Source organism: Nonomuraea sp. B19D2, from assembly GCF_040137845.1.
Taxonomy (GTDB): domain Bacteria; phylum Actinomycetota; class Actinomycetes; order Streptosporangiales; family Streptosporangiaceae; genus Nonomuraea.
The window spans coordinates 229,582-244,120 of record NZ_JBEFAK010000014.1 but is presented as its reverse complement, the minus strand read 5'-3'; the positions used below and the strand labels follow the sequence as shown (position 1 = coordinate 244,120).

The window sequence follows — 14,539 nt, the reverse complement described above, 5'->3', positions numbered from 1 at the left end:
GCTACGACAAAGCGATGCGCACCTCGTCCTCGAGCGGCGGATCGAGTTCCTGCGCCAGGCACCCGGTGGCGGCGAAGCAGCGCAGGGTCAGCGCTTCCGGGGTGACGGACACGTGCAGGAACTGCTTGAAGAACGGCGGGGTGTCCCAGTCGGACAGCTCCGACAGGTAGCGGTGGAACACCTTGTCCACCGGCAGCCTGAACGGCCACGGCCAGGCCCCGAGCAGCCGGGCCGCCCACCGCATCCTGCGGGTGATCGTCACCGGCCCCTCGGGGGTCCTGACGGGCCGGTTCTTGATCTGGTCGGACATGATGCACAGGGCCTCGGAGGGCGTGAGGTACATCCACTTCATGCGCAGGCGGCGGGCGTACAGCTGGCTGTAGAAGGACAGCGAGTCGCCCCGCAGCGGGTAGCACTTGAAGTCGTCCTCGTGCACGCCCTTGACGCCGACCCTGCCGATGGTGTGCGTGGCGTGCATGAACGCGCCGCCGCCGCCGGACACGATGTACTGGATGACCCGGTCGCCCACCTTGACCGGATAACGCTGGTAGTTGTGCACGTCTCCGCCGATGGCCGCGACGTACCGGTGGGCCGGGTCGCGCACGATGTCGTCGATCGTGCCGCCTTCCTCCAGGGGCGACGGCTTGTAGGCGTTCCCGGTGTAGATGGGCTTGCCCGTCACGAGGATCTTCGGCCGCGGATCGAGCGAGACGCGCCGCAGCCACGCGGTCTGCCCCTTGTCGATGACGTTCCTGATGCCGGTGTCGACGCCCACGATCAGCAGGCTGTCGCTCTCGATCGCCCAGTACGGTCCCGGCTGCGTCGCCTGCTGGGACGGCTTGCCCCTGAGCTCGCGCGCCTTCGCCAGCCGCTCCTCGTCGATCGTCTCCGGCTTGCGCCACAGCAGCCCGCGCAGCCCACGGTCCGGCTTCGGCTTGAGCGGCGGCGAGTCGCAGAAGACCCGCATGAACCCGCCGAGCCCGTCGTACCAGTCGTGGTTGCCGGGAACGGCGAAGATCGGGGCGTCATAGTCCTTGTACGGACGGAAGAACTTGTCGCAGTACTCGTTGCCCGATCCGGTCGGATAGATCACATCACTGGCGATGACGGCGAACGCCGTGTCCTCCCCCAGTTTCAGCATCCCCGGAACAACGGCATACTGCGACGCATCTCCCTCTCCCGTATCACCCAGCAGAAGGAAACTGAAATTTCCCCCTACGGGTAGCTTGATGCGAAATTCCGGATCAATCCCCCGCGCTTCCTGAGCCGCCGCCCACCGCGCCCGAACCTGACCTGACGGATCCCCGAACAACCCGGCGAGGATGTCGTTACGCGAGCGCCACAGCGTCGCCAAATTCAACCACGAAAACCCATGATTATCCGGCCTGAGCTGCGCGAACGTCCCCGTCTGCGTACAGGCCCATCCCGCGCCCTCCTCCGACACCCGTGACGAAAGCTGCTTTCCACGCTCAGCCGCGACTTCCACCATGCCAACATCTTTACCGCGATCTTCACTTCGCGCATCATGAACGCTCCGTACCGCAGGAAACACAGAAGGTTCGCAATGGTGTAGCCTCACCCCCCAAGCAAGCGGTTGGGACCACCGAGGGGAGGCTCCCATGACCCGTAACAGCCCGGACGACGCCACCCGAAGAGGCACTTCCGATGTGGAGGCAATTGAGGGTCTGCTGGCATATGCACAAACCGGCTCCCGGTGGGGCGGCGCGGCACTCCGCAGGGCCCGCGATGCGGTGGCGCGCAGCAGGGCGCTGGCCGAGGAGTCCCCCGAGCACACGGCGCTGCTGGCACGCAGCCTGCGCACGATGGCGAAGCTGCTGCTGAAGCGGGGCCGGGCCGTGGAGGCGCTGCCGGTGGCGCGGGAGGCGGCGGCGCTCACCCGCGCGATGGGCGGCGCGCCGCTTGTGGCCTCGCTGATGCGCCTGGCCGAGGTGTACGAGGCCCTGCACCGCTACAGCGAGGCCGCCGCCGCGATGGCGGAGGCCGACCAGATCCCCCCGCCCGAAGCTCACTGAACCCGCGCCGTCGCGGGCGGCCGTCAGGCGCCGGGAGCCGCGCCGTCCGGCGGGACGAGGACGCCGGGGTTGAGTATCCCGGCCGGGTCGAGCCGGGCCTTGACCGCCTGCAGCACGCTGACCCCCACGGGCCCCAGCTCGGCCGCGTAGGCGTCACGGTGGTCGCGCCCGACCCCGTGATGGTGCGTGATCGTGCCTCCCGCCGCGACGATGGCCGCGCTCGCCGCCACCTTGGCCCGCTCCCACTGCGCCACGGGGTCGCCCTCCTGCGCGGTGACGACGGTGAAGTAGAGCGAGGCGCCGGTCTCGTACACGTGGGAGATGTGGCACATGACCAGCGGGGAGCCGAGCGCGCCCGCCAGAGCCAGCCGGACCGCGTCGTTGAGCCGCGGCAGGTTCGCCCAGAAGCCGGCGGTCTCCAGCGTCTCGACCGTGGCCCCGGCGGCGAGGAGCGAGTCACGCAGGTACGGGGCGGAGAAGCGGCCGTGCTCCCACGCCTGGCCCGGCTCCGCGCCCAAGGGCTCGCCGCCGGTCCGCTCCAGGACCGCCGAGGCGGCCGCCTGCCGCTCCGCCGCGAACGTGCCTTCGTAGCCCGCGATCAGCAGGCAGCCGGAGCCGCCTGAGCCGATCGCGTCCGGCTCGGCCAGGCCGATCATGGTCTCGGTCTCGTCCGACAACCGGAGCACGGCGGGGAGCGGCCCGTCCTGGGCGAGCGCGCGCACGGCCGCCGATCCCTCCGCGAACGTCCCGAACCGCCACCCTTCGTACCGGCGCTCGGCGGGAGCCCGCCGCACGCGGAGCCGGAGCGACGTGATCACGCCGAAGGCGCCCTCGGAGCCGAGCACGAGCTGCCGCAGATCCGGTCCGGCCGCCGACTTGGGGGCGCGTCCCAGGTCCAGGGTGCCCGACGGCGTGGCCACCGTGAGGCCCACGACCATGTCGTCGAAGCGCCCGTACCTGGCCGAGGCCTGGCCGCTGGAGCGGGCCGCCGCGAAGCCGCCGAGCGTGGCGTACTCGAAGGACTGGGGGAAGTGCCCCAGCGTCAGCCCGCGTGCGGCGAGCAGCCGCTCGGCTTCAGGCGCCCGCACGCCCGGCTCGAACGTGGCCACGAGGGACTCCATGTCCACGGAGCGCAACCGGTCGAGCCGGCCCAGGTCGAGCGCGATCACACCGGCGAAGCCGGAGCGGGCGGCCGCGAGCCCGCCCACCACGGAGGTGCCGCCGCCGAAGGGCACCACGGCGACGCGCCCGGCCGAGCACACCCGCAGCAGCTCGGCCACCTCCTCGTGCGAGCCGGGCAGCACGACCGCGTCAGGGGCGTCGGAGCCGTCCCCCGCGCGCATCCGCAGCAGGTCGGGGGTGGACTTGCCGCGCGTGTGGCGTACGCGGGCCTCGTGGGAGGTCAGCACGTGCGCGGCGCCGACGACCTCGGCCAGCGCGCCGAGCAGCGGTGCGGGCAGGGCGACCGGCGGCAGGCGCACCGACTCCAGGGCGACGGCCGGAGTGTCGGGCGCGCGCACGCCGAGGAAGTCGCGCAGCAGCCGGCGAACCTGCTCGGGCAGCTCGCGGGCCTTGGCGGGGTCGCCCCAGCCGGACCACAGCATCGGTTCTCCAGTCACGCTTACACTGTGACACATGACGTCGAATCGTCACAATGACGACGTGCTGGACGCGGCCCGTGACTGCGTGCTGGCGTACGGGGTGCGCAGGACGACGCTCACGGACGTGGCGCGCAGGGCCGGGGTGTCGCGCATGACGATCTACCGCCGCTGGCCCGACGTGCGCACACTGGTCGCGGACCTGATGACCAGGGAGTGGGTGCGGGTGGTCGACGGGCTCGACCTGTCCGACCCGGTGCGCGCGGTCGTCGCCGGCGTACGGGGGCTGCGCGCGCACCCGTTGTGGCGGAAGATCGTGGAGGCCGATCCCGAGCTGCTCCTGCCGTACCTGTTCGACCGGCGGGGCGCGAGCCAGGAGGCCGTGCTCGACGTACTCGAGCGCGCGGTCGGCGACCCCCGCAAGGCGCGGGCGGTGCTGCTGGTGGCGCAGTCGTTCCTGCTGTCGGCGCCCACGATGCTCGACCCCGTGACCCTGGACGAGCTCGACGACGAGCTCGCCGCCATGCTGGAGGCCTACCTTGGATAGCTCGCGTGGAGGCACCTTGGACAGCTCGCTGAACGCCCGCAGACGGTCCCGTGAGCTCCGCGAGGTCGCGGAGGAGCCGCTTGACGTGCTGGTGGTGGGGCTCGGCGCGACCGGCGCGGGCGCCGCGCTCGACGCCGCGTCCCGGGGGTTGAGCGTAGCGGCGATCGACGCGCACGACCTGGCTTTCGGGACGTCCAGGTGGAGCTCCAAGATGATCCACGGCGGCCTGCGCTACCTGGCCAAGGGCCAGGTGGACGTGGCCTACGAGAGCGCGGTCGAGCGCGGCATCCTGCTCCGCACGACCGCTCCGCACCTCGTCTCCGCGCACCCGTACCTGATGCCGCTCACGAAGCAGGTCTCGCGGCGGCACGCGGCCCTGGTGATGAGCGGCTACCGGCTCGGCGACAGCCTGCGGGCCAGCGCGCGCACGCCGCGCAGGCTGCTGCCGGGGCCCACGCGGCTGAACGCGGCCCGCACCCGCACGCTGGCGCCCGTGCTGGAGGGCGACGGCCTGCGCGGCGCGCTGCTGTCGTGGGACGGCCGGCTGCTCGACGACGCCCGCCTGGTGGTGGCCCTCGCGCGGACGGCCGCCGTGCGAGGGGCCCGCGTGCTGACCCGCTGCCGCGCGCTGCGGCTGACGGACCGGGGCGCGCTGGTACGCGACGAGCTGACCGGCGAGGAGTTCGACGTCCGCGCCAAGGTGGTGATCAATGCCGCCGGGGTGTGGGCGGGAACGCTGGACCCCGAGGTGACGCTGCGGCCGTCCCGCGGCACCCACCTCGTGCTGGCGCCGGGCACGCTCCCCGGGCTGATCGCCGGCATGCACGTGCCCATTCCCGGAGAGACCAGCCGATTCGCGCTCGTACTCCCCCAGCGTGACGGCCGCGTCCACGTCGGCCTCACGGACGAACCGGTGGACGGGCCGGTGCCCGACGTCCCGGAAGTGCCCGAGGAGGACGTCAGAACGCTCCTGGAGGTGCTGAACGGCGTTCTTGAGACTCCGGTGACCAGAGAGGCGGTCGCGGGCGCGTACGCGGGCCTCAGGCCCCTTCTGGCGGCCGACGGCCGCACGGCGGACATCTCCCGCAGGCACGCCGTCCTGTCGCATGACCGGCTCGTCACGGTCGTCGGGGGCAAGCTGACGACATATCGGCGCATGGCCGAGGACGCGGTGGATCGAGCGGTCTCGTCCGCGAAGTTGCCGGCGGGGCGGTGCCGTACCAGGAAGATCCCGCTCGTCGGGGCGGGGCCGCGGCCGTCAGGGGTGCCGCACCGGCTGGCCGAGCGGTACGGCAGCGAGGCGGAGGCCGTGCACGAGCTCGTCAAGGCGTACCCGGAGGAGGTCGGGCTCGGCGTCACCGAGGGCGAGCTGATCTGGTCGGTGCGGCACGAGGGCGCGCTCGACGAGGGCGACCTGCTGGACAGGAGGACCAGGATCGGCCTGGTCAAGCAGGACAGGGAGCGCGCGCTGGCGGCGACACGGGAGGTTCTGGACCGAACGGGCCGCCCCTGACCCCACCTATCCGTTAGGTTAGTCTTACCTAATTCGGATCGGGGAGGAGAACGGGCGTTGGCGAGGGGCTGCGAGCATCCGGTCGGGTGCCACACCGGAGGTGTACCCACCTTGGCCAGCGCCACCGTGGGAGCCAGGCTCTGGCTGCTCATCGAATACACCGGCGCCTGGCCGTCACACCTGGAAAGCTTCGAACTTCCTGAAGAAATCTCCGAACTCGTGCGCCGGGCGCTCGAACGCGGTATCAGGCCCCAGCTGATCCGCCGGCCGGGAAGGCGAACCCGCCCGCGGGAGCAGGGCATCCGGGTGCTATTGGCGTACGCGGTTGGAGAGCGCCCCTGGTTGGCGAGCGGCGTCGTCGCAGGTCCTGACGATCTTGACCTGGACGCGCTCGCGGCGGGAGTGGTCCCGGAGTCCTGCATACTTGAAGACGAGCCGGTATTTCTGGTCTGCACGCACGCCAAGCGCAATGCGTGCTGCGCCCGCATTGGACTACCCCTCGCTCGGTCGCTGGCCGATTCGCTGCCGGACAGAGTATGGGAAACGTCACACGTTGGCGGCGATCGCTACGCCGCCAACCTCGTGTGCTTGCCACACGGAATTTTCTACGGCAGCATGTCTCAGGCTGCTGCACTGGCAGCGGCTAACGCGTACCGGTCGGGCGAGGTCATCCTCGACCGCTACCGGGGACGCGCAGGCATCCCTGAGCCATTGCAAGCCGTGGAGCACTTCGCCCGAGCCCATACGGGAGAGTGCGCCGTCGGCGCGGTGGCCGTGGAATCCTCCAGGTCGGACGGTGACGTCACCGAAGCCATTGTGCGCTGCGGCGACGTCCGGTTCCAGGTTGTGGTTGAGCCATCGGCGTTCACAGCGCCGTGTGGCACGGTTTGCGCCGAGAAGATCACCACCTACCGGCTGGTTTCGCTGGACAGGCTCACGCCTGTGCGGTACGCCACGCCCGCCCTTGCCTGAACAGGGAACATCGCGGCCCTACCTTGCGTTGGAACAGTGACGCCAAAAGCGTCCAATGCGGCTCAATTACCGAAATACCTCTCACGAAGGTGGTTTTCTCATGTCTCAGGTACGTCGGCAGCTCGCCCGCCCGCGCCCCAGCTGGGGTTGGCAGGATGATGCCGCGTGCCGGGGTGAGGACCTCGTGCTCTTCTTCGGCCCCGACGGGGAGCGGCAGCCCGAGCGTGACGTACGTGAGCGGAAGGCCAAGGCGATCTGCGCCCAGTGCCCCGTCCGCACCGAGTGCCTTGACTACGCGCTGTCCCGTCCCGAGAAGTACGGCACGTGGGGCGGTCTCAACGAAGACGAGCGCGCCTCCGAGCGTCGTCGTCGCATGCGCCGCGCGGCCAGCGCCGGCATCTCCGCCGCCTGACACACCCGGCAGCTCACCATCATCGCGTGATCATGCAGTTGTCCCGATGAACCGGAGCCTGGCCCTCCACGCCCAGGCTCTGGCGAACCCGGTCGGGACAACTGCCTGATCAGGCGCCACATCCCTACCCCCGAAACCGGAAGCCCGGACGCTCGTCACCGTTACCGCGAGCGTCAGAGCGGCACTCAACCTTGACGGAGCCAGTTCACCGTCGGCTCCGGCTTCTCCGTCTGCGCCTCGTCCGGCTTTCTGCGCGCGTCAGCCGCCTGGTGCTGGCAGTCGCACCAGGAGCCGCCACGGCAGTCCTCGTGACGTTTCTCCTTGCAGCTTTCGCAGATCACGCCTGCATTATTCTCCTAGAACGTTGTTCGGGTTACGCTGGCGCGCGTGGACCTCATGGCCGAGTTACTCGACGACCTGCGTGCCGAGACCGCGTCCTTCGAAGCGCTGCTCCAGCCGTTGCGGGACGAGGACTGGGAGCGGCCCACCCCCGCCGAGGGGTGGGCGATCCGTGACCAGGTGAGCCATCTGGCCTGGTTCGACGACGCCGCCGGCCTGGCGGCCGCCGACCCCGACGCCTACCGGGCGTCCCTGCAGGATTTCCGCTCCGTGGACCACGTCGCCCTGGAGTCACGCGGGATGTCGCCGCCCGAGCTGCGCGAGTGGTTCCGGGCGGCGCGTGCCCGCAGCCTGGAGGCGTTCGCCGCGCTCGACGCGCGCGAACGGGTGCCGTGGTTCGGGCCCGCGATGTCGGCCGCCTCGTTCGTGACCGCCCGGCTGATGGAGACGTGGGCGCACGGCCAGGACGTGGCCGACGCGCTCGGCGTCACCCGGGAGCCCACGGTCCGGCTGCGGCACGTGGCCACGATGGGGTTCCGCGCCCGCCCCTACAGCTTCGCCGTGCGCGGCCTGCCCGTGCCCGCCGACCCCGTACGCGCCGAGCTGGCCATGCCCGACGGGACGCTGTGGACGGCCGGGCCCGACGACTCCGGCAGCGCCGTACGCGGCTCGATCCTGGACTTCTGCCTGGTCGTCACCCAGCGCATCCACCTGTCCGACACCGCGCTCGAGCTGACCGGCGAGCCCGCGCGGGCCTGGATGGAGATCGCCCAGGCGTTCGCCGGGCCCCCGGGGAAGGGCAGGGCGCCCAGGTCAGGGTGAAGTCAGGGACTTGCCGGATGACGCGTACGGCGCATCCGGTGACATGCTGTGAACATGCGCACAATCCTGAACGTCATCTGGCTGGTCTTCGCGGGGCTCTGGCTGGCCATCGGATACGCAGTGGCCGGGATCATCTGCTGCATCCTGATCGTCACGATCCCGTTCGGCATCGCCTCGTTCAGGATCGCCGCGTACGCGCTGTGGCCCTTCGGCAGGACCGTGGTACGCGACCCGGGCGCGGGCGCGTTCTCCCTGATCGGCAACGTCATCTGGTGCGTGGTCGCCGGCGTCTGGCTCGCCATCGGCCACGTCGTGACCTCGATCCCGCTGTTCCTGTCCATCATCGGCATCCCGATGGGCGTCGCGAACCTCAAACTCGTCCCCGTCTCCCTGCTCCCGCTGGGTGCGCGCATCGTCGATAACGACTAGGACAGTTCCCCAACGTAAGCTGTGCCGAAGAGTCACTGCGAATACCGTTGGGTGCCATGACGTCCACCGATGCGCCTTCCCGGCCGAAAAGGGGACTCGTCTCCAACGCCCGGGCCAGGCTGAGCTGGGTGCTCGACACCAAGTCGTGGGCGATCGTCCGCGCGTCGACCAACGCCGGCGTCGCCTACCGGGTGACCGGCCTGGCCGGTGAGGCGGCGTTCTTCGCGCTGCTGTCGCTGCCGCCGTTCGTGCTGGGCCTGATCGGCGTGCTGGCCAAGCTCGGCACCTGGCTGGGCTCCACGGTGGTCGGACAGGTAAAGACGTGGGTGATCGAGCAGTCGGGGCTGCTGTTCACCGACGAGGCCGTCAACAAGGTGATCAACCCGCTCATCACCGACGTGCTCAGCGACGACGCGGGCAAGGTGTCGATCATCTCGCTGGGCTTCCTGCTGTCGCTCTGGTCGGGCTCCAGAGCCCTCTACGTGTACGTGGACCTCATCTCCGTCGCCTACGGGCTCGGCGAGGAGCGCGGCATCATCCGCACCAGGCTGATGTCCTTCGGCCTCTACATCGTCGGCCTGATCATCGGCATCATCGTCATGCCGATCCTGGTGATCGGTCCGACCCTGCTCAGGGACGCCCTGCCGGGCCAGTACGGCGTCCTCATCGACATCCTCTACTGGCCGGTCGTGATCATCGGCTCGGTGCTGTTCCTGACCGTGCTCTACCACGTCAGCGTGCCGGTGCGGACGAAGTGGTACCGGGAGCTGCCCGGCGCGATCCTGGCGCTGATCCTGTGGATCGTGTGCGCGGCGGTGCTGCGGGCCGTGCTGTCCGCGTGGTTCTCCCCCGTCTCCGTCTACGGCTCGCTGGCGGCGCCCATAGCCCTGCTGCTCTGGCTCTACATCACCGCGCTGGCCGTGCTCATCGGGGCGATCCTGAATGCCGAAGTCGATCGCCTCTGGCCGGGTGTGAGCCGTACCAAATAGAGTCCTCCCGATATGGAGGCGCAGCAGAGGGTCGGGCCCTACACCCTCGTCCGCAAGCTCGGCGAGGGCGGCATGGGATTCGTCTACCTCGCGGAAGACGGCGCGGGCCGGCGGGTCGCGCTGAAGACGATGCGGCCGGAGCTGCGCCTGCAATGGACGGTCAAGAACATCGGTGACACGAACGCGCCCGTCACCTCGTCATGACACAGCTGATCACAGCGAAAAAGGCCCTGTGACATCCGCTATCGTCTAGTGGGAGACGCGACTGGCGCATTGGGTGGGATCGACCACCGGGGAGCGAAAGGAGCGGAGGCCGTGCGCCTGGGTCTTCGCAGATTGTCAACGATGACAGGAGAGTCATGAGTTCTCTCGCTAGCGTCGACCCGCAGATCGCCGAGCTCGTCAAAGCGGAGGAGCGGCGCCAGGCCGACACCGTCAAGCTCATCCCGTCAGAGAACTACGTGTCCAAGGCCGTGCTGGAGGCCACCGGCACCGTCCTGACCAACAAATACTCCGAAGGCTACGCAGGCAAGCGTTACTACGAGGGCCAGCAGGTCATCGACCAGATCGAGAGCCTGGCCATCGAGCGGGCCAAGTCGCTGTTCGGCGTCAACCACGCCAACGTCCAGCCCTACTCCGGCTCGCCCGCCAACCTCGCCATCTACCTGGCCTTCATGCAGCCTGGCGACACCTTCATGGGCATGAACCTGCCCTCCGGCGGCCACCTCACCCACGGCTCGCCCGTGTCGGTCTCCGGCAAGTGGTTCAAGCCCGTCTCCTACAACGTGCGCAAGGAGACCGGCCGCGTCGACATGGACCAGGTCCGCGAGCTCGCCCTGGAGCACCGGCCCAAGGTGATCTTCTGCGGCGGCACCGCCATCCCGCGCACCATCGACTTCCCCGCCTTCGCCGAGATCGCCCGCGAGGTGGGCGCGATCCTGGCCGCCGACATCGCCCACATCGCGGGCCTGGTCGCGGGCGGCGCCCACCCCTCGCCGGCCGGCCACGCCGACGTCATCTCCACCACCACGCACAAGACGCTGCGCGGCCCGCGCGGCGCGATGCTCATGGCCGACGACGACGACAAGGCCACCGCGCTCAACAAGGCCGTCTTCCCCGGCCTGCAGGGCGGCCCGCACAACCACACCACCGCCGCCATCGCGGTCGCGCTGCACGAGGCCGCGCAGCCGGAGTTCAAGGCCTACGCCCACCAGGTGGTCGCCAACGCCAAGGCGCTGGCCGAGGAGCTGTCCGGCCGCGGCTTCGACCTGGTCTCCGGCGGCACCGACAACCACCTGATCCTCATCGACCTGACCTCCAAGGGGGTCGCGGGCAAGCCGGCCGCCAAGGCGCTCGACCGGGCCGGGCTGGAGACCAACTACAACACGGTCCCCTTCGACCCGCGTAAGCCCTTCGACCCGTCCGGCATCCGCATCGGCACGCCCTCCATCACCTCCCGCGGGATGGGTGAGACGGAGATGCGGCAGATCGGCGCCTGGATGGACGAGGTCGTCACCGCCCTGGCCAAGGGCGACGCCGAGGACGTCATCACGCGCGTCCACCGCGAGGTGAGCGAGCTCACCGCCCAGTTCCCGGCTCCCGGCCTGTAAACGAAGCAGGGATCGGCGCTTCCAGGGTCACGGCCCACAGCACGCCATCACGGCGCGCTGTGGGCCGTGACCGTTGTGCGGCGGCTCTCCTTGAGCTGTGCGGGCGCACGGGAACGCCCCGCCGCACGGGCTCCGGGTGCGGCGGGGCGTTCTGGGCGAGCGGGGCGGGCCGGAGTGCCTCGCTCGCCGTGGTCGACCGGCGGCCCGGGGGACGCTGGACCGGGGGCGACCGGGGAAGGCCTGCCGAGGGGACGGGACCGAAGCGCCCCTCGGGAAGCCAGGAGCCTCAGCCGAGGAAGAGGTAGTCGGCCCCGTACGGGACCTTGGCCTCGGAGCCGGGGGTGCAGGAGCCGGACGGGGCGACGCCGCCGGTGGTGTTGAGGCGCAGGATCTGCGTGGCGTGCGCGAGCAGCCCGCTCTCGTTGCCCGCCTGGGTGGCGTCGAGCACCAGCTCGGGGATGTTGCCGTCGCCGTTGGGCGTCTTGGTGACGACCGAGCCGCGCACCGCGCTGCCGTCTGGAGCGATCCACTGCGGCGGGCCGGCGGCGGGCGTCACGAAGGAGTGGTCGATCCCGCGCCGCAGCTTGGCCGCCACGCCGAGCTGGGTGAAGGCGTACCCGCCCGACGGCTGCGCCGTGCAGGAGTAGATCTGCGAGCCGCGCAGCACCTCGGCCGTGAGCGCGCGCGGGTGGGTGAACGGCCGGCCGGACAGCTGGCCGCGTACGGCACCGCCGTCGAAGTCGAGCGTGTGCAGGTTCGAGTAGTAGCGGCCGGGGTTCGCGGCGATGCGCTTGACCACGGCGGCGGCGACCGGCGTCTCACCGGCGACGCCGGTGAGGTTCCCGGGCAGGGCGCCCGCGAACAGGTCCGCGACCACCGGGCCGTTCTTGCCGGTCGCGCCCTTGTGCAGGTGCCCGTTGCTCACCTGGCCGAGCCCCGACCAGAAGGCGGTGTAGGCGATGGACGAGCCGTTCGGGCGCAGCCACCAAACGGCCTGGCCGTCCTGGTCTCCGCGCTTCTTGCCGTCGTTCTCCTGCACCTCCTGCGCCGCGTCGGCGCGCGCCGAGAGCGTGGCCTGATTGCTGCCCTGCAGCACGCCGTTGAGGTCGACCGGCCTGTTCAGCCGGTGGAACTGGCCGCGTACGGCGCCCTTGGGGTGCTCGGCGTCGTGCAAGTTGGCGTAGAAGCCGCCGGGGTGGTCGATGAGCGACTTGACCAGCTCGTTGTCGGCCTTGACGGTGCCGGTGACGCCGAGCACGGTCGCGGGCAGCGGCTTGGTGAAGAACTCGAGCTTGACATCCCCGTTGACGCCCTTGGCACCCAGGTGGACATGGCCGGCGGTGGGCGGGTCGATCTTGTTCCAGCGGACCGCGAACGTGACCTCGTTCCCGCTGATCTTGAGCACGACCGTCGAGCGGCCGTCGGCGTCACCCTTGACCCCCACCTCGTTCGCACCGCGCAGGCCGGCCGCGAGATAGACCTCGTCACCGGAGGCGTGGGCAGGTGCCGGCGAGGCGAGCAGGGCGGCGGCGAGCAGCGTGCCGGGAATCCCGAACTTTCGGATGAACATGGCTAAACCTCTTAAACGGTTTGATACTCCGGTGGGTACGGCAGGCAGTACGCGGCCGGGACCGGTGGAGGTTCAACCCAGGAATCCGTAAATTTACACACAAGGGCGGAGGCCCAAAAAAAGCCCTCCCACCAGCGGCGGGAGGGCTCGGAGCGCCTGGCGGTCAGGCGTTGATGGTGAGCAACTTCTTACCTGTCGAGGCGACCACCTCGAAGTGGTCGATGTCCTTCAGCGGCGTCGCGCTGCCGCCGTGCATGTAGAGCGGATCGGGCGAACCCGGCACTCCGTACCCGGCTGGAGGTACGGACCACCCGGTCATGACCCGCCGCTCGCCCGACTTGCCGACCGAGACCAGCTCGCACTCGAGCGGCCCCTTCACCCCGGCCAGCTTGAGCGCCGCGTGCGTGCCCCAGGCCTTGGACTCGACCACCAGCCCGCCGCCCACCCCGTCGACGCCCTTCCCCTCGATGGGGACGCCGTCGGCGTAGAACTGCTCGGCGGGCCCCATATGGTCGCCGTGGCCCTGCGCGATCAGGGGCGCGGAGTCCGCGGTGAGCTGCGTGCCGACCGTCAGCCCGCCGGCCACCAGCGTGACCGCCGCCGCCATCCCGATCACGAACGTCCCCCTGCGCGTCCGCCGATCGGCCGCTTTCTTGCGCTGGAGCAGGTCGATCACCGGCTCGGAGGACGGCACGTCGTACTCCTCCACCGGGCCGATCCCGCTCAGCACGCTCGCCATGCCGGACAAGTCGGACAGTTCGGAGCGGCAGGGGGCGCAGCCGAGAAGGTGGGCCTCGAAGGCCTGCCTGTCGTCCTCCTCCAGCAGGCCGAGCGCGTACGCGCCCACATCCGTGTGCTCGACTCTCGAAGTCACGCCGTCACCCCCCTCTCCTCAAGTGCGATCCGCAGCGCGCGAACGGCGTAATAGACCCGGGATTTCACGGTGCCGACCGGGATGCCGAGCGCCTCGGCGGCGTCGTTGACGGACCGGTCCCGCAAGATCGTCTCGTTCAGGATCTCGCGATGTGCCGGTGACAACGCCTTCAGCGCCTCTGACACGACCACCTGGTGCAGCAGTCCCTCCATCTCGTCAGGCACGGGCATGCTCTCCAGCGGCCCGTCACCCGACTCCTGGGGGCGGGCGTCCCGGCGCCGCCGGTCATCGATCACGATACGTCTGGCGACCGTGGCTAGCCAGGGCATCAGCGAGACCGACTCGTGGTCCAGGTGCTCCGCACTGCGCCAGGCCCGGATCATGGTCTCCTGCACCACGTCTTCCGCCCACTGCCGATCGCCCGCCGTCAACCTGATCACGAAGGCCAGGAGCGGCCTGTGATATTCCCGGTAGAGCGCGGACACTGCCGCCTCGTCATTTGGCACCCCGTCATCCGGCCGCACGCGGCGGATCCAGTGTCGAAAGCGCGGTTTGCCCATGGGGGCGGCTCCCTCGGCCGAGGGCGGGGGATACGTGCTGGTGTGCATCATTCCCCTTTCTCGCGTCCGTCGGCAGGTGGTACGGCCGGCCGCCGTGGCACGGTTCAACAGATCGCGATACTTAATCCGATTGCATCCCTGCGGACAGGGTGCGTAGAGTCGCTGCTGCAACCGATCGAGGAGGTGAGGAATATGCGGGTCGTCCTGTTCACCGTGCCGTTCCTCCACCTCCGGGGGCTCCGCTGAGCTGCCCGGCTCCTTCTCGATCAAA

Annotated in this window: 15 protein-coding genes and 1 riboswitch; of the genes, 10 read left to right on the top strand and 5 right to left on the bottom strand. The window is 70.0% G+C overall.

Annotation, left to right across the window (positions count from 1 at the left end; genetic code table 11):
* Position 1 precedes the first annotated feature (1 nt).
* A complete protein-coding gene (locus ABN273_RS26295; protein ID WP_502911138.1) occupies positions 2-1,444 on the bottom strand; it encodes a metallophosphoesterase family protein in 1,443 nt (480 codons plus the stop codon).
* Between the two features lie 175 nt (positions 1,445-1,619).
* On the opposite strand from ABN273_RS26295, the gene ABN273_RS26290 reads away from it, so the two are divergent.
* Positions 1,620-2,033 (top strand): hypothetical protein, encoded by a 414-nt coding sequence (locus ABN273_RS26290; protein ID WP_349451665.1) that lies wholly within the window; start codon positions 1,620-1,622, stop codon positions 2,031-2,033.
* Between the two features lie 23 nt (positions 2,034-2,056).
* Here ABN273_RS26290 and ABN273_RS26285 read toward each other — a convergent pair whose 3' ends face one another.
* Positions 2,057-3,637: an FAD-binding oxidoreductase gene (locus tag ABN273_RS26285; RefSeq protein WP_349451697.1), complete on the bottom strand. Its 1,581-nt coding sequence runs from the start codon at positions 3,635-3,637 to the stop codon at positions 2,057-2,059.
* A 31-nt stretch (positions 3,638-3,668) separates the two neighbouring features.
* Between ABN273_RS26285 and ABN273_RS26280 the strand changes: the two genes are divergently transcribed.
* The 9 genes from ABN273_RS26280 (at position 3,669) to glyA (ending at position 11,264) form a co-directional block, all read left to right on the top strand.
* Positions 3,669-4,178 (top strand): TetR/AcrR family transcriptional regulator, encoded by a 510-nt coding sequence (locus ABN273_RS26280; RefSeq protein ID WP_349451664.1) that lies wholly within the window; start codon positions 3,669-3,671, stop codon positions 4,176-4,178.
* A 16-nt stretch (positions 4,179-4,194) separates the two neighbouring features.
* The gene (locus ABN273_RS26275; RefSeq protein WP_349451663.1) at positions 4,195-5,691 is read left to right on the top strand and encodes a glycerol-3-phosphate dehydrogenase/oxidase; all 1,497 of its coding nucleotides are present in this window, start codon (positions 4,195-4,197) and stop codon (positions 5,689-5,691) included.
* A 111-nt stretch (positions 5,692-5,802) separates the two neighbouring features.
* Positions 5,803-6,663 carry a sucrase ferredoxin gene (locus ABN273_RS26270; protein ID WP_349451662.1) on the top strand — a complete coding sequence of 287 codons (861 nt, stop codon included), beginning with the start codon at positions 5,803-5,805 and terminating at the stop codon, positions 6,661-6,663.
* A 100-nt stretch (positions 6,664-6,763) separates the two neighbouring features.
* Positions 6,764-7,075, top strand: a complete 312-nt coding sequence (locus ABN273_RS26265) for a WhiB family transcriptional regulator (protein WP_101784355.1) — start codon at positions 6,764-6,766, stop codon at positions 7,073-7,075.
* A 396-nt stretch (positions 7,076-7,471) separates the two neighbouring features.
* On the top strand, positions 7,472-8,236 hold the full coding sequence (locus ABN273_RS26260) for a TIGR03084 family metal-binding protein (protein WP_349451696.1): 765 nt from the start codon (positions 7,472-7,474) through the stop codon (positions 8,234-8,236).
* Between the two features lie 54 nt (positions 8,237-8,290).
* Positions 8,291-8,665, top strand: a complete 375-nt coding sequence (locus tag ABN273_RS26255; protein WP_349451661.1) for a YccF domain-containing protein — start codon at positions 8,291-8,293, stop codon at positions 8,663-8,665.
* 56 nt (positions 8,666-8,721) lie between these two features.
* Positions 8,722-9,654, top strand: a complete 933-nt coding sequence (locus ABN273_RS26250; protein ID WP_349451660.1) for a YihY/virulence factor BrkB family protein — start codon at positions 8,722-8,724, stop codon at positions 9,652-9,654.
* A 12-nt stretch (positions 9,655-9,666) separates the two neighbouring features.
* The gene (locus tag ABN273_RS26245; RefSeq protein WP_349451659.1) at positions 9,667-9,858 is read left to right on the top strand and encodes a hypothetical protein; all 192 of its coding nucleotides are present in this window, start codon (positions 9,667-9,669) and stop codon (positions 9,856-9,858) included.
* A gap of 47 nt (positions 9,859-9,905) precedes the next feature.
* A riboswitch (ZMP/ZTP riboswitch) is annotated at positions 9,906-9,988 on the top strand.
* 1 nt (position 9,989) lies between these two features.
* Complete coding sequence (glyA, locus tag ABN273_RS26240; protein WP_502911137.1) at positions 9,990-11,264, top strand: serine hydroxymethyltransferase; 1,275 nt, start codon at positions 9,990-9,992, stop codon at positions 11,262-11,264.
* 286 nt (positions 11,265-11,550) lie between these two features.
* Here the strand turns inward: glyA and ABN273_RS26235 are convergent, their stop codons facing one another.
* The 3 genes from ABN273_RS26235 to ABN273_RS26225 all read right to left on the bottom strand — a co-directional run bounded on the left by ABN273_RS26235 (position 11,551) and on the right by ABN273_RS26225 (position 14,538).
* On the bottom strand, positions 11,551-12,834 hold the full coding sequence (locus ABN273_RS26235) for a CHRD domain-containing protein (protein WP_349451657.1): 1,284 nt from the start codon (positions 12,832-12,834) through the stop codon (positions 11,551-11,553).
* A gap of 163 nt (positions 12,835-12,997) precedes the next feature.
* Positions 12,998-13,708, bottom strand: coding sequence for an anti-sigma factor family protein (locus ABN273_RS26230; RefSeq protein ID WP_349451656.1), 711 nt, complete (start codon positions 13,706-13,708; stop codon positions 12,998-13,000).
* Complete coding sequence (locus tag ABN273_RS26225) at positions 13,705-14,538, bottom strand: sigma-70 family RNA polymerase sigma factor (protein WP_349451654.1); 834 nt, start codon at positions 14,536-14,538, stop codon at positions 13,705-13,707. The genes ABN273_RS26230 and ABN273_RS26225 overlap by 4 nt, the downstream gene beginning before the upstream one ends.
* Between the last annotated feature and the right edge of the window lies 1 nt (position 14,539).